The organism is Microbacterium sp. CFBP 13617, from assembly GCF_014839445.1.
GTDB lineage: Bacteria > Actinomycetota > Actinomycetes > Actinomycetales > Microbacteriaceae > Microbacterium.
The window spans coordinates 34,964-56,261 of the sequence record NZ_JACYNW010000002.1 but is presented as its reverse complement, the minus strand read 5'-3'; the positions used below and the strand labels follow the sequence as shown (position 1 = coordinate 56,261).

Annotated in this window: 19 protein-coding genes; 12 read left to right on the top strand and 7 right to left on the bottom strand. The window is 70.1% G+C overall.

Annotation, left to right across the window (positions count from 1 at the left end):
• The first annotated feature begins 31 nt into the window (after positions 1-31).
• The 4 genes from IFU40_RS04770 to IFU40_RS04755 are packed head-to-tail and all read left to right on the top strand — an operon-like array spanning position 32 to position 3,998.
• Complete coding sequence (locus tag IFU40_RS04770) at positions 32-1,078, top strand: FecCD family ABC transporter permease (RefSeq protein ID WP_342343481.1); 1,047 nt, start codon at positions 32-34, stop codon at positions 1,076-1,078.
• A complete protein-coding gene (locus IFU40_RS04765) occupies positions 1,075-2,199 on the top strand; it encodes a FecCD family ABC transporter permease (protein ID WP_342343480.1) in 1,125 nt (374 codons plus the stop codon). The genes IFU40_RS04770 and IFU40_RS04765 overlap by 4 nt, the downstream gene beginning before the upstream one ends.
• Before the next feature lie 52 nt (positions 2,200-2,251).
• Positions 2,252-3,106 carry an ATP-binding cassette domain-containing protein gene (locus tag IFU40_RS04760; RefSeq protein WP_191925586.1) on the top strand — a complete coding sequence of 285 codons (855 nt, stop codon included), beginning with the start codon at positions 2,252-2,254 and terminating at the stop codon, positions 3,104-3,106.
• Complete coding sequence (locus IFU40_RS04755) at positions 3,090-3,998, top strand: siderophore-interacting protein (RefSeq protein WP_191925585.1); 909 nt, start codon at positions 3,090-3,092, stop codon at positions 3,996-3,998. The genes IFU40_RS04760 and IFU40_RS04755 overlap by 17 nt, the downstream gene beginning before the upstream one ends.
• A gap of 120 nt (positions 3,999-4,118) precedes the next feature.
• Here the strand turns inward: IFU40_RS04755 and IFU40_RS04750 are convergent, their stop codons facing one another.
• The 6 genes from IFU40_RS04750 to sufB form a co-directional block, all read right to left on the bottom strand.
• Positions 4,119-5,282 (bottom strand): MalY/PatB family protein, encoded by a 1,164-nt coding sequence (locus IFU40_RS04750; RefSeq protein WP_191925584.1) that lies wholly within the window; start codon positions 5,280-5,282, stop codon positions 4,119-4,121.
• Positions 5,283-5,389: 107 nt separating this feature from the next.
• On the bottom strand, positions 5,390-5,719 hold the full coding sequence (locus IFU40_RS04745; RefSeq protein ID WP_055837689.1) for a metal-sulfur cluster assembly factor: 330 nt from the start codon (positions 5,717-5,719) through the stop codon (positions 5,390-5,392).
• Positions 5,720-5,728: 9 nt separating this feature from the next.
• On the bottom strand, positions 5,729-6,499 hold the full coding sequence (sufC, locus tag IFU40_RS04740; RefSeq protein WP_055837692.1) for a Fe-S cluster assembly ATPase SufC: 771 nt from the start codon (positions 6,497-6,499) through the stop codon (positions 5,729-5,731).
• Positions 6,500-6,536: 37 nt separating this feature from the next.
• A complete protein-coding gene (locus IFU40_RS04735; RefSeq protein ID WP_055837695.1) occupies positions 6,537-6,866 on the bottom strand; it encodes a non-heme iron oxygenase ferredoxin subunit in 330 nt (109 codons plus the stop codon).
• Positions 6,863-8,056: a Fe-S cluster assembly protein SufD gene (gene sufD / locus IFU40_RS04730; RefSeq protein WP_191925583.1), complete on the bottom strand. Its 1,194-nt coding sequence runs from the start codon at positions 8,054-8,056 to the stop codon at positions 6,863-6,865. The genes IFU40_RS04735 and sufD overlap by 4 nt, the downstream gene beginning before the upstream one ends.
• Before the next feature lie 64 nt (positions 8,057-8,120).
• Positions 8,121-9,539, bottom strand: coding sequence for a Fe-S cluster assembly protein SufB (gene sufB / locus IFU40_RS04725; RefSeq protein WP_055837990.1), 1,419 nt, complete (start codon positions 9,537-9,539; stop codon positions 8,121-8,123).
• Positions 9,540-9,786: 247 nt separating this feature from the next.
• Between sufB and IFU40_RS04720 the strand changes: the two genes are divergently transcribed.
• Positions 9,787-10,773 (top strand): COX15/CtaA family protein, encoded by a 987-nt coding sequence (locus IFU40_RS04720; RefSeq protein ID WP_083285660.1) that lies wholly within the window; start codon positions 9,787-9,789, stop codon positions 10,771-10,773.
• A 259-nt stretch (positions 10,774-11,032) separates the two neighbouring features.
• Positions 11,033-11,515: a dinucleotide-utilizing enzyme gene (locus tag IFU40_RS04715; protein WP_191925582.1), complete on the top strand. Its 483-nt coding sequence runs from the start codon at positions 11,033-11,035 to the stop codon at positions 11,513-11,515.
• A 344-nt stretch (positions 11,516-11,859) separates the two neighbouring features.
• Here IFU40_RS04715 and IFU40_RS04710 read toward each other — a convergent pair whose 3' ends face one another.
• Complete coding sequence (locus IFU40_RS04710; protein WP_191925581.1) at positions 11,860-12,786, bottom strand: heme o synthase; 927 nt, start codon at positions 12,784-12,786, stop codon at positions 11,860-11,862.
• A gap of 229 nt (positions 12,787-13,015) precedes the next feature.
• Between IFU40_RS04710 and tkt the strand changes: the two genes are divergently transcribed.
• The 6 genes from tkt to pgl are packed head-to-tail and all read left to right on the top strand — an operon-like array spanning position 13,016 to position 21,161.
• Positions 13,016-15,115: a transketolase gene (tkt, locus tag IFU40_RS04705; RefSeq protein ID WP_055940078.1), complete on the top strand. Its 2,100-nt coding sequence runs from the start codon at positions 13,016-13,018 to the stop codon at positions 15,113-15,115.
• A 17-nt stretch (positions 15,116-15,132) separates the two neighbouring features.
• Positions 15,133-16,254, top strand: a complete 1,122-nt coding sequence (gene tal, locus IFU40_RS04700) for a transaldolase (protein WP_191925580.1) — start codon at positions 15,133-15,135, stop codon at positions 16,252-16,254.
• Positions 16,251-17,876 carry a glucose-6-phosphate isomerase gene (locus IFU40_RS04695; protein WP_191925579.1) on the top strand — a complete coding sequence of 542 codons (1,626 nt, stop codon included), beginning with the start codon at positions 16,251-16,253 and terminating at the stop codon, positions 17,874-17,876. The genes tal and IFU40_RS04695 overlap by 4 nt, the downstream gene beginning before the upstream one ends.
• Positions 17,877-17,878: 2 nt before the next feature.
• Positions 17,879-19,429 carry a glucose-6-phosphate dehydrogenase gene (gene zwf / locus IFU40_RS04690; RefSeq protein ID WP_055837719.1) on the top strand — a complete coding sequence of 517 codons (1,551 nt, stop codon included), beginning with the start codon at positions 17,879-17,881 and terminating at the stop codon, positions 19,427-19,429.
• Positions 19,426-20,373, top strand: coding sequence for a glucose-6-phosphate dehydrogenase assembly protein OpcA (locus IFU40_RS04685; RefSeq protein WP_191925578.1), 948 nt, complete (start codon positions 19,426-19,428; stop codon positions 20,371-20,373). The genes zwf and IFU40_RS04685 overlap by 4 nt, the downstream gene beginning before the upstream one ends.
• Positions 20,370-21,161: a 6-phosphogluconolactonase gene (gene pgl, locus IFU40_RS04680; RefSeq protein ID WP_055940072.1), complete on the top strand. Its 792-nt coding sequence runs from the start codon at positions 20,370-20,372 to the stop codon at positions 21,159-21,161. Before IFU40_RS04685 ends, pgl begins: the two co-directional genes overlap by 4 nt.
• Positions 21,162-21,298: the final 137 nt, after the last annotated feature.

Here is a 21,298-nt window from a genome sequence, read left to right as displayed (position 1 = left end):
CCCCCACCCCGCACACCGGACCGCGCCCATCGTGACCTCCCGCTCCACCGTCGTCGACGTGCTCCCGGATGCCGCTTCCCTGCGGCGCCCGGCGAGCCGACGGCTCCTCTGGCTGCTGGTGCTCACGGTGGGCGTGGTCGTGGTGTCGGTGGCATCCGTCGCCTTCGGCACGCGCGACGTGTCGATCACCGAGATCGTCTCGGCCTTCACCGGCGGCACCGGGGTCGGCGAAGCCGCGGTGACGACGCGCATCCCCCGCACCGTCCTGGGCCTGCTCGTCGGCGCGGCCCTGGCCATGGCCGGTCTCACGATGCAGGCCGTGACCCGCAACCCGCTCGCCGACCCCGGCATCCTCGGTGTGTCCGCCGGAGCCTCGCTCGCGGTCGTCACCGGCATCGCCTTCTTCGGCCTGTCGAGCTCGTTCGGCTACCTGGGTTTCGCGATCGTGGGCTCGGCGGTCGCCGCGGTGTTCGTCTACACCGTGGGCTCGCTCGGACGCGGAGGCGCGACCCCGCTCAAGCTCGCCCTCGCGGGAGCGGCGACCACGGCCGCGTTCGGATCGCTCTCGAGTGCGATCCTGCTCCCCCGGGTGGATCTGCTCGAGACGTTCAGGTTCTGGCAGATCGGCGGTATCGGCGGCGCCACGTGGGACCGCGTGCAGGTCGTGATCCCCGTGCTGGCCGCCGGCGCGCTGGTCTGCCTCCTGTGCTCGCGCGGCATGAACTCCCTCGCGCTCGGCGACGACGTCGCGACGGGCCTCGGCGAGCACGTCGGGCGCACCCGTCTGGTCGCCTCGGCCGGCGCCGTCGTGCTCGTGGGGGCGGCGACCGCCGTCGCCGGCCCGATCGCCTTCGTGGGTCTGGTCGTGCCGCACGTCTGCCGACTGCTGATCGGCACCGACCACCGCTGGCTCGTCCCCTTCTCGGCCCTGGGCGGGGCGGTGCTGCTCGTCGGCGCCGACGTCATCGGGCGCCTCGTCGCTCGTCCGACCGAGATCGAGGTCGGCATCCTCACCGCCCTCATCGGAGCGCCGTTCTTCATCTGGATCGTGCGTCGGCAGAAAGTACGCGAGCTGTGAGCGCCCACGACACCCGCGACGGCCGGACCACCGTGCGCACCCCCCTCACTCCCCGGGTCGCCACGCCCGCCGCGGCCGCGTCCGGAGCCGCCGCACCCGACGTCGCCGCCCTCGTACGCGGCCGACGCAGCCGCGCCCGTCGACGCACCACGGTCACCGGCATCCTGGTCGCCGCCGTGGTCGCCACCTTCGTCATCACCCTGATGGTCGGCAACACCTTCTACACGCCCGACCAGGTCGTGCGGGTGCTCCTCGGGCAGACCGTGCCCGGCGCGTCCTTCACCATCGGCGAGCTGCGCCTCCCCCGCGCGAGCCTCGGTCTTCTCGCGGGCCTCGCCTTCGGCATGGCGGGCGTGACGTTCCAGACCATGCTGCGAAACCCCCTGGCCTCCCCCGACATCATCGGCATCTCGTCGGGGGCGAGCGCTTTCGCCGTCGTCGCCATCGTCGGCTTCTCTCTCTCGGATGCCGCGGTCTCGGCCTTCGCCCTCGTCGGCGCCCTGGGCACCGCGGGAGCGATCTACCTGCTCTCGCGCCGCGGAGCCTTCACCGGCACCCGGCTCGTCCTCATCGGGATCGGCGTCGCCGCGATGCTCGACAGCGTCACCACCTGGATGCTCACCCGCGCGGCCAACTGGGACCTGCAGACCGCGATGCAGTGGCTGACCGGCAGCCTGAACAACGCCTCATGGGGGCGCCTGCTCCCCCTGGCGATCGCCGTCGTCGTCATCGTGCCGCTCATGGTCGCGAACACCCGTGGTCTGGCCGTGCTGCGCCTCGGCGACGACTCCGCGGCGGGGCTGGGCGTGCGCGTCGAGCGCACGCGCCTGCTGCTCATCGTCGGCGCCGTCGTGCTGCTGGCCGTCGCCACCGCCGCGAGCGGTCCCATCGCCTTCGTGGCCTTCATGGCCGGCCCCATCGCCGCGCGACTCATCGGCCCGGGCGGTTCGCTGCTGCTGCCCGCGGGACTCGTCGGGGCGCTGCTCGTGATGGTCTCCGACCTGATCGGCCAGTTCGCCTTCGACAACCGCTACCCCGTCGGCGTCATCACCGGCGTGCTCGGTGCCCCCTACCTCATCTACCTGCTCATCAGAACGAACCGTTCCGGAGGCTCGCTGTGATCGCGACCCGAAGCACCGTCCCGCCGACCCACGCCGACCGGGGAGGCCTCTCGTGACTGCTAACCGCACGCTCTCGGCCGAGAAGCTCACCCTCTCGTACGGCGACCGCACGATCATCGACGAGCTCGACCTCGAGCTGCCCGCCGGGCGGATCACCGCCATCGTCGGTGCGAACGGGTGCGGCAAGTCCACGCTGCTGCGCGCCCTCGCGCGCCTGCTGCCCCCCAAGACCGGGCGCGTCGTCCTCGATGGGAAGGCGCTGCACGAGCGGCCCTCCAAAGAGATCGCCCGCATCCTGGGTCTGCTCCCCCAGAGCCCGATCGCCCCCGAGGGCATCGCCGTCGCCGACCTCGTCGGCCGGGGACGCCACCCCCACCAGCGCGCTCTGGCGCGGTGGAGCGCGCGCGACTACGAGGTCGTCGCCGAGGCTCTCGCGGCCACCGGCATCAGCGACCTCGCCGACCGCTCCATCGACGAGTTGTCGGGCGGCCAGCGCCAGCGGGTGTGGATCGCCATGGCTCTCGCGCAAGAGACCGACATCCTGCTCCTCGACGAGCCGACGACCTTCCTCGACGTGGCCCACCAGGTCGAGGTGCTCGACCTGCTGACCGACCTCAACCGCGACCGCGGCACCACCACCGTGATGGTGCTGCACGACATGAACATGGCCGCGCGCTACGCCGACCACCTGGTGGCCCTACGCGACGGCCGCATCGTCGCCGCCGGAGACCCGAGCGCGGTCATGACCTCCGAGCTCATCGCCGACGTCTTCGGCCTCGATGCCCTCGTCGTCCCCGACCCCGTCTCGGGCACGCCCCTCGTCCTCCCCCGCGGTCGCCACCACGTGAGCCCCCGCGTTCCCGCCCCCGACGCCTCGCCGGAGACCCTCGATGCCCTCCACTCCTGACACCGCGCGGTTCTTCCGCGTCCGCGTCGCCCGCATCACCGACCTCACCCCCAGCTTCCGTCGGTTCACCTTCACCGGCGACGACCTGCACGAGTACGGCGACCCCGGCTTCGACCAGCGCATCAAGGTGGTCTTCCCCACCGAGGACCTGGGGCTGGATGCCATGCCCACGGGCGCGGACTGGTGGACCGACTGGCGCGCCCTGCCCGACGAGCACCGCCTGCCCTTCCGCACCTACACGACGCGGGCGGTGCGACGCGGCGACCGTGAGGTCGACATCGACATGGTCGCGCACGAGGTGATCGGACCGGCCTCGGCGTGGATCGAGAACGCGCGCCCCGGCGACGAGGTGCTCATCTTCGCCCCCACCATCGCCCTCACCGACGTGAGCTTCGGCGTCGACTTCGTTCCGCCCGCGCAGACCGGCGAGTACCTGCTCGCCGGCGACGAGACCGCAGCTCCCGCCATCGCCGTCATCCTCGAGCAGCTGCCCCCGGATGCCACCGGCACGGTCGTGCTCGAGGTACCCACGCCCGAGGACTGCGCGTATCTCCCGCGGCACCCGGGCTTCTCGTTCCGGATCGCTGCCCGCGCGGGCGGCGACCGCCACGCGCACCTGGTCACGGCGACGCGCGACGCGGCCTTCGCCCTCACCCCCGAGGGCCACGGCGACGAGGTCGAAGAGATCGACATCGACGAGGACATGCTCTGGGAGGTTCCCCGCACGGCCAAGGGCGGCGCGGCGCTGAAGAAGGCCCCGCTCTACGCCTGGCTCGCGGGCGAGGCCTCGGCGATCAAGGCGCTGCGCCGGCACCTCGTCACCGAGCGCGGCGTCGACCGCCGCGCCGTGGCGTTCATGGGCTACTGGCGCACGGGTCGCGCCGAGTACTGACGCGACAACCCGCCCACGTCGGGCGCGGAGCACCGATGCATCCGCGCCAGGCGCGGCGACCCGCCCACGTCGGGCGCGGCGCACCGATGCACCCGCGCCACGCGCGACGGCCTGCCCGCGTCAGGCGCGGCGGGCCAGCGCGCCGATGCGTTCGATCGCCTCGCGCAAGACCTCGGGTGCACACCCGACGTTGATGCGCACGTGCCCCACTCCCTGCTCCCCGAAGAGCGGGCCGTGGTGCAGGGCCACCCCCGCTTCGCGGCGGAGGTACGGTGCCGGGTTGTCGCCCCAGCCGTAGGCCGAGACGTCGACCCACGCCAGAAAGCCGGCTTCGGGCGGCCGGTACCGCGCGAGCGGCAGGTGCTCGGCCAGCAGGTCGGCGAGCAGGTGGCGGTTCTCGTCCAGGGCGGCCAGCAGACCCTCGAGCCACTCGTCGCTCTCGGCCGAGAACGCGGCCCTGTTGGCGATGACCCCGAACAATCCGGCACGCCACTCGACCTCCCAGGGCAGCCCGCGCACCACCTCAGCGGTCGACTCGTCGCCGGTCACGATGACCGCGCACTTCAGACCCGCGAGGTTGTAGGTCTTGCTCGCGCTCGTGACGGTGTACCCGACGAGGGCGGCCTCGGGGCCGGCATCCAAGAAGGGGGTGAAGGTCGTCGGAGCGTGCGTCAACGGGGCGTGGATCTCATCGCTCACCACGGTGGCGCCGTACCGGTGGGCGAGGCGCGCGAGCGCCGCGAGCGACGCACGGGTGTGCACGGTGCCGGTGGGGTTGTGCGGGTTGCACAGCAGCACCGAGCGGGCGCCGGCGGCGAGGGCGCGCTCGATGCCGTCGAGATCGAGCGACCACCGCTCGCCGTCGTCGACGAGGGGCACGCGCTCGACGACCGCACCGGCCTCTTCGACGGTGTCGTAGAAGGGCGGGTACACCGGCGGCGTGACGATCACACGGTCGCCCGGCCGGGTGACCGCGCGCAGCACCTCGACCACGCCCATCATCACGTCACCCGTCCACCGGATGCGCGCCGGATCGGGTCGCCACCCCCACTGCCGCTCGGCGTACGCGGCGAAGTCGAGGTCGATGCCCGGACGCGGCGGGGTGTAACCGGTGTCGCCGATCTCGACGGCGCGGGTGAGCGCCGCGGTGATCGCGGGGGCGAGGGCGAAGTCGGTCTCGGCGACGAACATGGGGATGACGTCATCCCCGTACGAGCGCCACTTGGTACTGCTGCGCTGACGGAGGAGCTCGAGCGGCAGGGCCTTCAAGGGGGGAACGCTCATCCCGAAAGCCTAACGAGCACGCTCGCGCCACGCGGGGGTCGGCGTCAGACGGCGACACACGAAACGCCCGCCCCGCCGGAGCGGAGCGGGCGTTTCGTCGGGCGATCTCAGATCGCGAAGCCGAGGGCGCGCATCATGTCGCGGCCGTCGTCGGTGATCCGCTCGGGACCCCACGGCGGCATCCACACCCAGTTGATGCGGAAACGGTCCACGACGTTGTCGAGCGACTGCGCCGTCTGTTCTTCGAGCACATCGGTCAGCGGGCAGCCGGCCGACGTCAGGGTCATGTGGATGACGAGCGCGTCGTTCTCGTCGTCCCACGCGAGGTCGTAGATGAGTCCCAGGTCGACGACGTTGATCCCCAGTTCGGGGTCCATGACGTCTTTCAAGGCCTCGGTGACCTCGTCGTACTTCTCGGGAGCGAGCGTTGCGGTCATGTAACGATCCTACGCGTCGATCGGCGTACCGGCCTCGAGGAAACGGTCGTAACCCTCTTCCTCGAGTCGGTCGGCGAGTTCGGATCCACCCTCTTCGACGATGCGGCCCTGAACGACCACGTGCACGAAATCGGGACGGATGTAGCGCAGGATGCGCGTGTAGTGCGTGATGAGCAGCACGCCGAGACCGGTCTGCTCCTTGGCGCGGTTCACGCCCTCGGAGACGATCTTCAGCGCGTCGACGTCGAGGCCGGAGTCGGTCTCGTCGAGCACGGCGATCTTCGGCTTGAGGAGCTCGAGCTGCAGGATCTCGTGGCGCTTCTTCTCGCCGCCCGAGAATCCCTCGTTGACGTTGCGCGAGGCGAACTTGGGGTCCATGCGCAGGTTGCCCATGGCCTGCTTGACGTCCTTGGTCCACGTGCGGATCGCCGGCGCCTCGCCGTCGATGGCCGTCTTGGCCGTGCGCAGGAAGTTGGTGACCGTGACGCCCGGGATCTCGACCGGGTACTGCATGGCGAGGAAGAGGCCGGCGCGCGCGCGCTCGTCGACGGTCATCGCGAGCACGTCTTCGCCGTCGAGCGTGATGGAACCGCTCGTCACCGTGTACTTGGGGTGTCCGGCGATCGTGTAGGCCAGGGTCGACTTGCCGGAGCCGTTGGGGCCCATGATGGCGTGGGTCTCACCGGTGCGCATGGTCAGCGTCACGCCGTTGAGGATGGGGGTCGTACCGTTCTCCGTCTCGACCGTCACGTGGAGGTCGCGGATCTCGAGGACAGACATGGGGTTCCTTACGTAAATCTGGGTTCGTGGGCGCGGCTCAGGCCGTCGCCTTGGTGACGGAGGTGTCGATGAGCACGTCGTCTCCGTCGATCACGACCTCGTACACGGGGACCGGCTCGAAGGCCGGCAGGTTGAGGGGGCGGCCGGTGCGCAGCGAGAACGCCGAGCCGTGGGCCCAGCATTCGAGCGTCTCGCCCTCGACGAATCCGTCCGACAGCGAGATGTCGCCGTGGGTGCAGACGTCGCCGATGGCGTGCACCTCGCCGTTGCCGTCGAGCACGACCGCGATCGCGACGCCGTCGAGCTCGACACGGTGCGCCTCGTCTTGCGTGAGGTCGCTGAGGGCGCAGGCGCGCGCGGCGCTCACGCTGCGGCTCCGTCGGCCAATTCGCGCTCGATGGCCGCGGTGAGCTCGGTCTCGAGCTCCGGGATGCCGATGCGCTGCACGATCTCGCTCAGGAACCCGAGCACCACCAGACGGCGGGCCTCGTACTCGTCGATGCCGCGCGCCTGCAGGTAGAACAGCTGCTCGTCGTCGAAACGACCGGTCGCGCTCGCGTGGCCGGCGCCCTGGATGTCACCGGTCTCGATCTCGAGGTTCGGGATCGAGTCGGCGCGCGCGCCATCGGTGAGCACGAGGTTGCGGTTGGCCTCGTACGAGTCGGTTCCCGTGGCATCCGGTCCGATGAGCACGTCGCCGATCCAGACGCTCCGAGCGCCCTGGCCCTGGAGGGCTCCCTTGTAGAGCACGTCGCCGACGGTGTGCGGGCCCTTGTGGTGCAGGTACACCTGCGACTCGAGGTGCTGGCCGGCGTCCGAGAACGACAGACCGTACATGCGTCCCTCGGCGCCGGCGCCCGAGAGCTCCAGTGACGGGTTCACGCGCACGACGCCGCCGCCGAAGCTGACGACGATGTGCGTGAACTTCGCGTCGCGGTCGACGCGCGCCTGGTGCGCCGAGGCGTGGACCGCGTCGTCGTCCCAGTTCTGCACCGACACGACCGTGAGGTCGGCGCCGTCGCGGACGATGATCTCGACGTTCTGCGCGTGCTGGGCCGTGCCCTCGTGGCGCAGCACGACGGTGCCGCGCGAGTGCGGCTGCGCCTCGATGACCACGTGGGCGTGCGCGAGGCCGCCCGTGCCGGTCAGGCGGACGACGACCGGCTCGGTCAGCTCGACATCGGCGGGGATGCGCAGCAGCGGCGCCTCGGCCTCTTGCGACCACGCGATGGCGCTGGGCAGGTCTTCGGGGCGGAAGTGCTCGCCGCGGGGCGCGTCACCGTGACCGAGACGCAGCTGCTCGAGCTCGGCCGGGGCGTGCACCTCGACCTGCATGACGCCCGTGGGACCGGCCTGGTCGACGAACAGCGGCGCGAGCCGGTCGATCGGGCTGAGCTTCCAGTTCACCTCGCGGCCTGTCGGCGTGCCGAAGTCGGCCGGATCGAACGAGGTCGCCCGCTCCGAGCGCGTCTGCACCGGAACGATGGATGCCACGAGGGCGGCCGGGTCGATGTGACCCGCCGCGGAATCCGCGGGGGTCGTGGTCGCTGTGGTCACTGAGCTGATACTCCGTTCGGCGCGAGAGGGGAGAACACGGGAGGCGCGGATGTCGCCGAAGAGATCATCCGACGCTGCCCTCCATGCCCATCTCGATGAGCTTGTTGAGTTCGAGGGCGTACTCCATGGGGAGTTCGCGCGCGATGGGCTCGATGAACCCGCGCACGATCATGGCCATGGCCTCGTCTTCGGGCATGCCGCGCGACTGCAGGTAGAAGAGCTGCTCTTCGCTGACCTTCGAGACGGTCGCCTCGTGTCCGAGCTGCACGTCGTCGACGCGGATGTCGATCGCGGGGTACGTGTCGCTGCGCGAGATGGTGTCCACCAGCAGCGCGTCGCAGCGCACGGTGTTCGCGGAGTGGTGCGCGTTGGCATCCACGCGCACTTCGCCGCGGTAGCCCGCGCGACCGCCGCCGCGCGCGATGGACTTCGACACGATCGACGACTGCGTGTAGGGCGCCATGTGCACCATCTTGGCGCCGGCGTCCTGGTGCTGTCCGGGACCGGCGAAGGCGACCGACAGGGTCTCGCCCTTGGCGTGCTCGCCCATGAGGTAGATGGAGGGGTACTTCATCGTCACCTTGGAGCCGATGTTGCCGTCGACCCATTCCATGGTCGCGCCCTCGTGGGCCACGGCCCGCTTGGTGACCAGGTTGTACACGTTGTTCGACCAGTTCTGGATCGTCGTGTAGCGAACGCGGGCGTTCTTCTTCACGATGATCTCGACGACGGCCGAGTGCAGCGAGTCGCTCTTGTAGATCGGCGCCGTGCAGCCTTCGATGTAGTGCACGTAGCTGTCTTCGTCGGCGATGATCAGGGTCCGCTCGAACTGGCCCATGTTCTCGGTGTTGATGCGGAAGTACGCCTGCAGCGGGATCTCCACGTGCACGCCCTTCGGCACGTACACGAACGATCCGCCCGACCACACGGCGGTGTTGAGCGCGGCGAATTTGTTGTCACCGGCGGGGATGACGGTGCCGAAGTACTCCTCGAAGAACTCGGGGTGCTCGCGCAGCGCCGTGTCGGTGTCCATGAAGATGACGCCCTGCTGCTCCAGGTCCTCGCGGATCTGGTGGTAGACGACCTCGGACTCGTACTGCGCGGCGACGCCGGCAACCAGGCGCTGACGCTCGGCCTCGGGGATGCCGAGCTTCTCGTACGTGTTGCGGATCTCTTCCGGGAGGTCTTCCCAGGTCTGCGCCTGCTTCTCGGTGGAGCGCACGAAGTACTTGATGTTGTCGAAGTCGATGTCCGACAGGTCTGCACCCCACGTGGGCATGGGCTTGCGACCGAAGAGCTGGTAGCCCTTGAGGCGCGTCTTCAGCATCCACTCGGGCTCGGACTTCAGAGCGGAGATCCCGCGCACGACGTCCTCGTTGATGCCGCGCTGCGCGAGCGCACCGGCGGCGTCGGTGTCGTGCCAGCCGAACTCGTATTGCCCCAGGCTTTCGAGCTCGGGTCGGTCGATGAGTACATCGGACATGGTGATCACTCTCCTTCTCGGGCCTCAACGGTGTCATCCGCCCCGGCATTCCGGACTCCGGTCGAAGTCCCAGGAATGTCGCTGGTGGGCCCGTTCGAAGGCGCTGGCTGCGCGCCTAGACTGTCTCCGGTGCGGATCGCGTGAGCGCTGCACCCGGACCCTTTGATTCTACAGGCAACACCCGCTCCCGGCACGGCAGGTCCGCTGTTCCCGCAGCCCGAGCGGACCGATGCCAGGAAGCCAGCGCATGTCCCCCGCCTCGACCACGCCCCCTTCGTCCCGCGCCGCCACGATCCCCGGTCGCTTCCTCGCGTGGCTCCCCACCGATGTCGATCGGCGCGTGCGCGTCTTCGCCTGGCTGTCGTTCCTCGCCGAGGTGCTCATCATCGGCACGGGCGGTGCGGTGCGCCTGACCGGCTCGGGCCTCGGATGCCCCACCTGGCCGCGCTGCACCGCCGACTCGATCGTGAACACGCCCGAGATGGGCATCCACGGCATCATCGAGTTCGGCAACCGCACGCTGACGGGGCTCGTCGGCATCCTGGCGATCGTGGTCGTCGTGCTGGTCTGGCGCCTGCGTCGCGAGCGTCGCGCCCTCTTCGTCCTGTCGCTCATCGTGCTCGGCGGCGTCGTCGCTCAGGCGCTCGTCGGCGGCGTGACCGTGCTGACCGGCTTGAACCCCTTCATCGTCGGGTTCCACTACGTCGCCTCGGTGTCGTTGGTGGCGGTGTGCGCCGCCTTCCTGGTGCTGATGAACGCGCCCGCCGGCCCGCGTACGCTCGCGGTGCCCCACTGGTTCGCCGGTCTCGTGCACACGACGACCGCCGTCCTCGCCCTCACGATCGTGTTCGGCGTGCTCACCACCGGAGCGGGGCCGCACTCGGGCGATGCAGCCTCGGTGCGCAACGGCTTCGACGCCCAGGTGCTCGAACACGTGCACGCGTGGCCGGGCTACGCGCTGTTCTTCCTCACGCTGATCGTGGTGGTGCTCGCGTGGCGCCTGCGCCTGGGCGTACGACGGTGGGCGACGGCGCTGCTCGCGGTCGAGCTCGTGCAGATCGCGGTGGGCCTGTACCAGGCCCGCAACGGCCTGCCCGAGATCGCGGTCGGTACGCACATGGTGCTCGCCGCCCTCGCCGCGGCCACCATGACGGTGGTCGTGCTGCGCCTCAAGGAGCCCGCGGTCACCGAACGCCCCGCGCCCCCGCGCCAGACGGCGGCCGCACGCGGCTGAGGCCGGAAGAATCGCTTCGGGGCGGCACTTCTCGCGCGTTTCCGCGGGGAGGCCACCCTCGTCCGCGCGGTCGCCCCGGCAGCCCGCGGCCCTTATACCCTCATAGGCGATTCATCGGCGTCCCCTAGCCGACACCCCGACCCGTGCGACACTGTGGGACTTCCGGTGCCCTGAGAGGCCCGGATCCCCTCCCGGTGCCCCGGTACCGGAAACAGCCGTCGTGCATCCCCGGAGCACGGTACGACAAGGAGTTCATCTCATGCAGACCCGTCCCCGCCTGGTGACCAGCATCCCGTTCTGGGTGCTCGTGGTCGCGTCGCTCGCCGCAGTGATCGGCGGACTCGTCCTCGTCTTCCGTCAGGTCGACGAGATCCAAGCCCTCGTCAACGACCCCAACGCCACGGTCGTGACCGTCTACGTCGCACAGGCGTGGGTTTCGGTGGGCGCCGCCGTCCTCGCCGCCGGTGCCATCGGCATCGCTTCCGCCCTGGCCGTGGCCGCCGTGGTGACCACGCGTGCCCGCGCCGACGTCGCGATCGAGACCATCGACTGGACGAGCGACGACGAGACCTCGGTCGAGCCGCACGTGTCGTCGACCCCGTCGTACACCGCCCCCGCCGCGACCGCGGCGCCCCTGGCGGTCGAAGACGCCGACGTCGAGACGTCGTCGAACACCCCCGCTCCGCCGGCCGCCGCCGCCGCCGCGCAGCAGGACGCGAACGACGATCCCAGCCGTCGCTGACACCGCGATACGAAGCGCCCGCCCCGATCCCCGGGGCGGGCGCTTTTTCGTGTGTGCCCCTCGTCGCCCGGACCGGATGCCGTGACGACGAGCGTCTCGTTCGCCGATGCGCTCGCGCGCACCCCCGCCGCCCGACCGCGGTCTCCACGGAGGTGGCAGCCCGTCCGCGGCGCCCGGCTCGCCGGCATCCGCACCCCGCCCAGGCCCGCTGCGCGCTCTCGACGTTGCGGAGTCCGCGCCCGACGCCGGACGCGGTCGGCCGACGATTCCGCCCCGCTCCCCCACGAGAAAGCGCCCACCCTCTCACGTCGGGGTGGGCGCTTTCGCGGCGTGCGGAGCCGCCGTCAGAACGGCAGCAGCGGGTCGACGGCGATCGCGACGAAGAGCAACGTCAAGTATGTGATCGACGCGTGGAACACGCGCATCGGCCGCGGCTCACCACCGCGCACGGCACGCGCGTAGAGACGGTGCGACTCGTAGATGAACCACCCGCCGAACACCAGCGCCGACACGGAGTACACCAGGCCCATGGATGCCACGGGGATGAGCAGCAGCGAGCAGGCCACCGTGGCCCACGCGTACAGGATGACCTGCAGGCCGACCTGCGAACCACTGCGGGTCGCGCCGAGCATGGGCACGTCGACCTCGTCGTACTGGTCCGCGTACTTCATCGACAGCGGCCAGTAGTGCGGCGGCGTCCACAGGAAGACGAGCACGAACAGGATGACCGGCGCCCACGACAGCGATCCGGTGACCGCCGACCAGCCGATGAGCACGGGGAAGCAGCCGGCGATGCCGCCCCACACGATGTTCTGCTCGGTGCGGCGCTTGAGGATCATCGTGTAGATCACGACGTAGAAGAAGATGGCCGCGGCCGACAGTCCCGCCGCGAGCGGGTTGGTGAAGACCCACAGCCACACGGTCGAGACCACCGCGAGCGACCAGGCGAACACCAGGGCACCGCGCGGAGAGACCTCGCCGGTGACGAGGGGGCGCTTCTCGGTGCGCTGCATGTGCGCGTCGATGTCGCGGTCGAGGTACATGTTGAACGCCGCCGCCGAGCCCGCGCTCAGCGAGCCGCCGATGACGGTCGCGAACACCAGCCACAGGTGGGGCAGACCGTTCTGCGCCAGGATCATGACCGGCACGGTCGTCACCAGCAGCAGCTCGAGGACGCGCGGCTTCGTGAGGGCGATGTACGCCCGAAGGGTGCGTCCGACGGAGCGGCGATCGGTCGTCGCAGTGACGTGCGACGTCGTCGAGATGTCCATCGTCCCCCGGGGTAGCGCGTATAGAACCTCCACGATTCTATGCCATGTCCACCACACGACCGGCCGCCTGTCGACCCCCGTCACGAGAGGCAACGGTGCCGGTCGTTCTCGCTATGCTGGCGAAGAACGCGCGCCCCGCGCCGACACCCCACCCCACTCCCACTCCTACGGTGGTGAGTGCGGCGTCGGAAGTGAAACCGGGCGCTCAGTATCGAGAAAGGCGACCCTGTTGTCGGACTTCGAATGGGATGACATCGATCGGCGCGCGGTGGACACCGCCCGCATCCTCGCGGCGGATGCCGTCGAGAAGGTGGGCAACGGCCACCCCGGAACCGCGATGTCGCTCGCACCCGCCGCGTACCTGCTCTACCAGCGCGTCATGCGCCACGACCCCGCCGACACCCATTGGCCGGGCCGCGACCGCTTCATCCTGTCGGTCGGTCACTCCTCGCTCACGCAGTACGTGCAGCTCTACCTCGGCGGCTTCGGTCTCGAGAAGAAGGACCTCGAGGCGCTGCGCACCTGGGGTTCGCTGACCCCCGGTCACCCCGAGTACGGCCACACCGACGGCGTCGAGATCACGACCGGCCCCCTCGGCCAGGGCCTGGCCTCCTCCGTCGGCTTCGCCTACGCCGCCCGCTACGAGCGCGGCCTGTTCGACCCCGAGTCGCCCGCCGGCGAGAGCCCGTTCGACCACTTCGTGTACGTGATCGCCGGTGACGGCGACCTGCAAGAGGGAGTGACCAGCGAGGCGTCGTCGCTCGCCGGCCACCAGGAACTCGGCAACCTCATCGCGATCTACGACTCCAACCAGATCTCGATCGAAGACGACACCAACGTCGCCTTCACCGAAGACGTCCAGAAGCGCTACGAGTCGTACGGCTGGCACGTGCAGACGGTCGACTGGAAGAAGACCGGTCAGTACGTCGAAGACGTCGCCGAGCTGCACGCCGCGATCGAGGCCGCCCAGGGCGAGACGAGCAAGCCTTCGCTCATCGTGCTCAAGACGATCATCGGCTGGCCCTCGCCCGGCAAGCAGAACTCCGGCAAGATCCACGGCTCGGCCCTCGGTGCCGACGAGCTCAAGGCCACGAAAGAGGTGCTCGGCTTCGACCCCGAGCAGCACTTCGCCGTCGCCGACGACGTGCTCGAGCACACCCGTGCGCTCGTCGAGCGCGGCGAGGCCGAGAAGGCCGCCTGGCAGCAGAAGTTCGACGAGTGGGCCGCGGCTCACCCCGAGCGCAAGCAGCTCTGGGATCGTCTGCAGGCGCGCGAGCTCCCCGCCGACATCGCCGACGCGCTCCCCGCCTTCGAAGCCGGCAAGGACGTGTCGACCCGTGCCGCCTCCGGCACCGTCATCAACGCCCTCGCCGCCGAGCTCCCCGAGCTCTGGGGCGGCTCGGCCGACCTCGCCGAGTCGAACCTCACCACGATCAAGGACGCCAAGTCCTTCATCCCGTCGGAGTGGTCGACCCACGAGTGGTCGGGCGACCCCTACGGCCGCGTGCTGCACTTCGGCATCCGCGAGCACGCCATGGGTGCGATCCTCAACGGCATCGTGCTGCACGGGCCCACGCGCCCCTTCGGCGGCACGTTCCTGATCTTCAGCGACTACATGCGCCCCCCGGTGCGCCTGGCCGCGCTGATGAACATCCCGACCATCTTCGTCTGGACGCACGACTCCGTCGCGCTCGGCGAGGACGGCCCGACGCACCAGCCGATCGAGCAGATCGCGACGCTCCGCGCCATCCCGAACTTCGCCCTCGTGCGTCCCGCGGACGCCAACGAGACGAGCGTCGTGTGGCTCGAGATGCTGCGCCGCACGGCCGGACCCGCCGGTATCGCCCTGACCCGCCAGAACATCCCCGTGTTCGCCCGCGGCGAGGGTGCGGCATCCGGTGACGAGTTCGCCTCGGCCGCCGGCGCCGTCAAGGGCGCGTACGTGCTGGCCGAGGCCGCGAACGGCGAGCCCGACGTCATCCTCATCGCGACGGGCTCCGAGGTGCAGCTCGCCGTCGAGGCGCGCGAGACGCTGGCCGCCGAGGGCGTCCACGCCCGCGTCGTGTCGGCTCCCTCGCTGGAGTGGTTCGCCGAGCAGGACGAGGCGTACCGCGAGTCGGTGCTGCCCGCCTCGGTGAAGGCCCGCGTCTCGGTCGAGGCCGGATCCGCCCTCAGCTGGCAGGGCATCGTCGGCGACGCCGGCCGCTCGGTCGCGATCGACCACTTCGGTGCGTCGGCCGACTACAAGACCCTGTTCCAGAAGTTCGGCATCACGGCTGAGGCCGTCGTCGAGGCCGCACGCGAGTCGCTCGCTGCGGCGAAGAAGTAATCGAGGAGATAACGACCATGAGCACTCCCACTGAGAACCTCTCGGCCGCCGGCGTCAGCATCTGGCTCGACGACCTCTCGCGCCAGCGCATCCAGTCCGGCAACCTCGGCGAGCTCATCGAGCAGCGCAACGTCGTCGGCGTCACCACCAACCCGACGATCTTCGCCGGCGCCCTGTCCAAGGGCGAGGCCTACGAGGGCCAGGTGAAGGAGCTCGCCGCGGCCGACGCCAGCGTCGACGAGGCGATCTTCTCGATCACCACCGACGACGTGCGCGACGCGTGCGACATCTTCCTCCCCGTCTTCGACGCCACGAACGGCGTCGACGGCCGCGTGTCGATCGAGGTCTCCCCCGATCTGGCGCACGACACCGAGGGCACGATCGCCCAGGCGAAGGACCTCTCGGCCCGCGTGGACCGTAAGAACGTCCTCATCAAGATCCCCGCGACCAAGGCCGGCCTCCCGGCCATCACCGAGGTCATCGGCGCGGGCATCTCGGTCAACGTCACGCTGATCTTCAGCCTCGAGCGTTACGCCGAGGTCATCGACGCGTACCTCGCGGGTGTCGAGAAGGCGCAGGCCGCCGGTCACGACATCGCGAACCTGCAGTCCGTGGCCTCGTTCTTCGTGTCGCGCGTCGACACCGAGATCGACAAGCGTCTGGCCGCGATCGGCACCGACGAAGCCGCAGCCCTCAAGGGCAAGGCCGGCATCGCCAACGCCCGCCTGGCCTACGAGCTCTTCGAGCAGAAGTTCGGCGAGGACCGCGCGAAGAAGCTGCTCGAGGCCGGCGCCACGGTGCAGCGTCCGCTGTGGGCGTCGACCGGCGTCAAGGACCCCGCCCTGCCCGACACGCTCTACGTCACCGAGCTCGTCGCCCCCGGCACCGTCAACACGATGCCCGAGAAGACGCTCGAGGCGACCTTCGACCACGGCGTCATCACCGGCGACACCGTGACCGGCGGTTACGCCGAGGCGCACGACGTCTTCGACCGCCTCGCCGCGGCCGGCGTCGACGTCACCGATGCGACGCAGACGCTCGAGGACGAGGGTGTCGAGAAGTTCATCGCCTCGTGGCACGAGCTGCAGGACACGGTCAAGACCGCTCTCGACGCCGGAAGCGCCCAGGCCGCCCAGTGAGCTTCGCGGTCAAGGTCACGGGCCACGTCAAGTCGGTCGTCGACGCGGAGCTGCCGGGCCTGACCGGTTCACTCATCGCGTCGGGGATCACCGCGGGCGACGCCAGCCTCTGGGGCGCCGCCGCGGAAGACGAGGCGTCACGTCGCCTCGGGTGGGTGCGAGCGGTCTCCGTCTCGCGCCCGCTCGTGGCCGAGGTCACCGCCCTGCGCGACGAACTCGTCGCGCAGGGCGTGACCCGCGTCGTGCTCGCGGGCATGGGCGGATCCTCGCTCGCCCCCGAGGTCATCGCGCAGTCGGCCGGCGTTCCGCTGGTCATCCTCGATTCGACTTCGCCCGGACAGGTGCTCGCCGCCATCGACGGCGACGCCGAGTCCGGCGGGCTCGCCCAGACGGTGCTCGTCGTCTCGAGCAAGTCCGGCTCCACCATCGAGACCGACTCGGCCAAGCGCGCGTTCGAAGCCGCTTTCCGCGATCTGGGCATCGACCCCGCCGGACGCATCGTCGTCGTCACCGACCCGGGCTCCCCGCTCGAGGAATCGGCCCGCGCCGACGGCTACCGCGTCTTCACGGCCGACCCCACCGTCGGCGGCCGGTACTCCGCCCTCACCGCCTTCGGCCTCGTGCCCGCGGGACTGGCCGGCGTCGACATCGGCGACCTCCTCGACGAGGCGGATGCCACCCTGCTCGAGGTCGCGATCGACTCGCCCGACAACCCCGCCCTCGTGCTCGCCGCGGCGATCGCCGGAGGCGGCGTCGCGCGGCGCGACAAGCTCGGGCTGATCACCGACGGCAGCCACCTCATCGGCCTGCCCGACTGGATCGAACAGCTCGTCGCCGAGTCGACCGGCAAGCAGGGAACCGGCATCCTGCCCGTGGTGCTGCTGCCCGTCTCGCCCGAGCTCGACGCGAAGCCCGCCGACCTCCAGGTCGTGCGCTTCGTCGACGACGCCCACGCCTTCCACCTCTTCGAGCGGCACACCGGCGAGGTGCTCGTCAGCGGCTCGCTCGGGGCGCAGTTCGTCGTGTGGGAGTACGCCACCGCGATCGCCGGCCGCATGATCGGCATCGATCCCTTCGACCAGCCCGACGTCGAGTCGGCGAAGGTCGCCACCCGCGGCCTGCTCGACGCCCGCCCCGAACCGACCGCGCCGGCCTTCGTCGTCGACGGCGTCGAGGTGCGCGTCTCCGACCCGGCCCTGGCCTCCAGCGGCACGGTTGCCGGCGTGCTGGCGGCGCTGTGGCAGACGGTTCCCGCCGACGGCTACGTGAGCATCCAGGCGTACGTGAACCGTCTCGACCTGTCGCAGCTGGCCGGGCTCCGCGAGCTCGTGGCGGCCGACTCCGGTCGCCCCACGACGTTCGGCTGGGGTCCGCGTTTCCTGCACTCGACCGGTCAGTACCACAAGGGCGGACCCGCCAACGGCGTCTTCCTGCAGATCCTCGAACGTACCGACCTCGATCTCGAGATCCCCGGTCGGCCGTTCACCTTCGGACAACTCATCCAGGCACAGGCCGCGGGAGACGCGAGCGTGTTGGCGGAGGGCCACGGCCGTCCCGTCGTCACGCTGACGCTGACCGACCCGCAGGTCGAGGTGCTCTCACTCTTCGAGGCGGCACAATAAGCATGGTCGTAGAGATCACACCGGGTCACAACCCCCTCCGGGACCCCGAGGACCGCCGACTGAGCCGGATCGCGGGGCCCAGCGCCCTCGTCATCTTCGGCGTCACCGGCGACCTCTCGCGCAAGAAGCTCATGCCCGCGGTCTACGACCTGGCGAATCGGGGGCTGCTGCCCCCCGGCTTCGCGCTGGTCGGCTTCGCGCGACGCGACTGGGAAGACCAGGACTTCGCCGAGGTCGTCTACGAGTCCGTCAAGAAGTACGCGCGCACCGAGTTCCGCGAAGAGACGTGGAAGGAACTGCTCGAGGGCATCCGTTTCGTCCAGGGCGAGTTCGACGACCCCGAGGCGTTCCAGCGGCTGAAGAGCACGGTCGACAAGCTCGACACCGAGCGTGGCACCATGGGCAACCACGCGTACTACTTGTCGATCCCGCCCAAGGCGTTCCCCCTGGTGACGACGCAGCTCAAGGCGTCGGGACTCGTCGGAGAATCCGCCGACGACACCACCGGGTGGCGCCGCGTCGTCATCGAGAAGCCCTTCGGCCACGACCTCGCCTCGGCGCGAGAGCTGAACGAGGTCGTCGAGAGCGCTTTCCCCGCCGACTCGATCTTCCGCATCGACCACTATCTCGGCAAAGAGACGGTGCAGAACATCCTGGCGCTGCGTTTCGCCAACGAGCTGTACGAGCCCCTCTGGAACCGAAACTACGTCGACCACGTGCAGATCACGATGGCCGAGGACATCGGAGTGGGCGGCCGTGCCGGCTACTACGACGGGATCGGCGCCGCGCGCGACGTCATCCAGAACCACCTGTTGCAGCTACTCGCGCTCACCGCGATGGAAGAACCCATCAGCTTCAACGCCTCCGATCTGCGCGCCGAGAAAGAGAAGGTCCTCGCGGCGGTGCACCTGCCCGAGAACCTCGCCGAGGCGACGGCCCGCGGCCAGTACGCCGGCGGATGGCAGGGCGGCGAGGAGGTCCTCGGCTTCCTCGAAGAAGACGGCATGGCCCCCGAGTCCGTCACCGAGACCTACGCGGCCATCAAGCTCGAGATCAACACCCGCCGCTGGTCGGGCGTGCCGTTCTACGTGCGCAGCGGAAAGCGGCTGGGCCGTCGCGTCACCGAGGTGGCCGTCGTGTTCAAGCGCGCCCCGCAGCAGCTCTTCTCGCGCAGCCAGACTCAGGAGCTCGGTCAGAACGCGCTGGTCATCCGCGTGCAGCCCGACGAGGGCGTCACGATCCGCTTCGGCTCCAAGGTCCCCGGCGACGGCACGCAGGTGCGTGACGTCACCATGGACTTCGGCTACGGCCACGCGTTCACCGAAGCCAGCCCCGAGGCGTACGAACGCCTCATCCTCGACGTGCTGCTCGGCGACCCGCCGCTGTTCCCGCGTCACGAAGAGGTGGAGCTCAGCTGGAAGATCCTCGACCCGATCGAGGAGTTCTGGGCCGCCCAGAGCGGTCCGCTCGAACAGTATTCGCCCGGGTCGTGGGGACCGGCATCCGCCGACGAACTGCTCGCCCGTGACGGCCGCACCTGGAGACGCCCGTGATCATCGATCTGCCCGACACCACCGTCAGCGCGATCTCGAAGAAGCTCGTCAGCGTGCGCGAAGAGGGCGGCGCCGTCGCCCTCGGCCGCGTGCTCACGCTCATCATCGTGACCCACCACGGGGCCGAAGAGAAGGTCATCGAGGCCGCCAACGACGCCTCCCGAGAGCACCCCATGCGGGTCATCGCCGTGCTGTTCGGCGATGAGGACGAAGAGCCGCGACTCGACGCCCAGATCCGCGTGGGCGGCGACGCCGGCGCGAGCGAGGTCGTCGTGCTGCGCGCGCACGGCGCCGCCGGCTCCAACGCCGAGAGCCTGGTCACGGGCCTGCTGCTGCCCGACGCCCCCGTCGTGGCCTGGTGGCCGGCCGAGGCGCCCGCCGACCCCGCGCACTCCCCCATCGGTCGCATCGCGCAGCGCCGCATCACCGACGCCTCGTCGCAGTCCGACCCCGCCGCGTGGGTGGCCCACCTCGGTGAGCACTACTCCCCCGGCGACACCGACTTCGCGTGGACGCGCGTCACCCGCTGGCGCGAGCAGCTCGCGGCCGTGCTCGACCAGCCGCCCTACGAGCCCGTGACCGCGATCGAGGTGCGCGGCGCCGGCGACTCCCCCTCCACGGCGCTGCTGGCAGCGTGGTTGGGCATGAAGCTCGACGCCCCCGTCGACTACGCGTACCTGCCCGCCGACGAATGGTCCAGCGGCATCAAGTCGGTGCGGCTCACCCGCGCGAGCGGCGACACGCTGCTCGAGCGCCCCGAGGCGAGCGTCGCGGTGCTCACGCAGCCGGGTCAGCCGACCCACGACCTGGCCTTCCCCCGGCGCACGCTCCGCGAGTGCCTGGCCGAAGAGCTGCGCCGCCTCGACCCCGATGTGCTCTACGGCCGCGTCATCACCGAGGGCCAGGAGATGCTGCTGGCCGCGAGCGAACGGAACGCCTCATGACCGACACCGGAGCGACCAAGAACGTCATCATCAAGCACGACACCGACACGCTCGCCGAGTACGTCGCGACGCGCTTCATGAACCGCATCGTGAAGCGCGTGGCCGAGGGCAAGCGCATGCACATCTGCCTCACCGGCGGCACGATGGGCGGAGCGGTCCTGCGGACCGCGGCGCGCGACGAGCGTGCGGCGCGGGTCGACTGGTCGCTCGTGCACTTCTGGTTCGGCGACGAGCGATTCGTCCCCCGTGATTCCGACGACCGCAACGAGAAGCAGGCGCGCGAGGCCTTCCTCGACCATCTCGACATCCCGGCCGAGAACATCCACACCGTCGCCTCGAGCGACGAGGGCCTCGATCTGGATGCCGCAGCGATCGCCTACGCCGACGAGCTCGCGCAGTTCGCGCCGTCGGACCGCAGTGAGACGGGGCCGTGGCCGTCGTTCGACATCTGCTTCCTGGGCGTCGGTCCCGATGCGCACATCGCGTCGCTCTTCCCCGATCGTCCCGAGATCTCGGTGACCGACCGTGCCACGGTTCCGGTGCGCGAATCGCCGAAGCCGCCGAGTGATCGCGTTTCGCTGACGCGCCCGGTGATCAACTCGTCGAAGCGCGTGTGGATGGTGATCGCCGGCGCCGACAAGGCCGCCGCCCTCGGACTCGCCCTCGCGGGAGCCAGCTACCAGAGCGTGCCCGCCGCCGGGGCGAAGGGCCGTCGTCGCACCGCGTTCTTCGTCGACGAGGCGGCAGCCGATCAGGTGCCGCCGCAGCTCATCGAACGCGAGTACTGAGCGCGAGGACGCACGCTCCTGCGAAGAAGGACCAACGATATTCCCAGGTCGGATCCCGAAAGTCACGGCCTTGCGTTGTCTGTGGGCGCGGTCTAGGTTGCGGTTGGGGGCACCGTCACATCGAGATCTTGATCTCG

What these genes read in the sequence shown, in the direction of transcription:
- IFU40_RS04710 (WP_191925581.1), bottom strand. Translation starts at nt 12,786, where the DNA reads ATGGACATCTCGACGACGTCGCACGTCACTGCGACGACCGATCGCCGC.
- IFU40_RS04750 (WP_191925584.1), bottom strand. Translation starts at nt 5,282, where the DNA reads ATGAGCGTTCCCCCCTTGAAGGCCCTGCCGCTCGAGCTCCTCCGTCAG.
- IFU40_RS04720 (WP_083285660.1), top strand. Translation starts at nt 9,787, where the DNA reads ATGTCCCCCGCCTCGACCACGCCCCCTTCGTCCCGCGCCGCCACGATC.
- IFU40_RS04755 (WP_191925585.1), top strand. Translation starts at nt 3,090, where the DNA reads ATGCCCTCCACTCCTGACACCGCGCGGTTCTTCCGCGTCCGCGTCGCC.
- sufB (WP_055837990.1), bottom strand. Translation starts at nt 9,539, where the DNA reads ATGTCCGATGTACTCATCGACCGACCCGAGCTCGAAAGCCTGGGGCAA.
- sufC (WP_055837692.1), bottom strand. Translation starts at nt 6,499, where the DNA reads ATGTCTGTCCTCGAGATCCGCGACCTCCACGTGACGGTCGAGACGGAG.
- zwf (WP_055837719.1), top strand. Translation starts at nt 17,879, where the DNA reads ATGGTCGTAGAGATCACACCGGGTCACAACCCCCTCCGGGACCCCGAG.
- tal (WP_191925580.1), top strand. Translation starts at nt 15,133, where the DNA reads ATGAGCACTCCCACTGAGAACCTCTCGGCCGCCGGCGTCAGCATCTGG.
- pgl (WP_055940072.1), top strand. Translation starts at nt 20,370, where the DNA reads ATGACCGACACCGGAGCGACCAAGAACGTCATCATCAAGCACGACACC.
- IFU40_RS04745 (WP_055837689.1), bottom strand. Translation starts at nt 5,719, where the DNA reads ATGACCGCAACGCTCGCTCCCGAGAAGTACGACGAGGTCACCGAGGCC.
- IFU40_RS04715 (WP_191925582.1), top strand. Translation starts at nt 11,033, where the DNA reads ATGCAGACCCGTCCCCGCCTGGTGACCAGCATCCCGTTCTGGGTGCTC.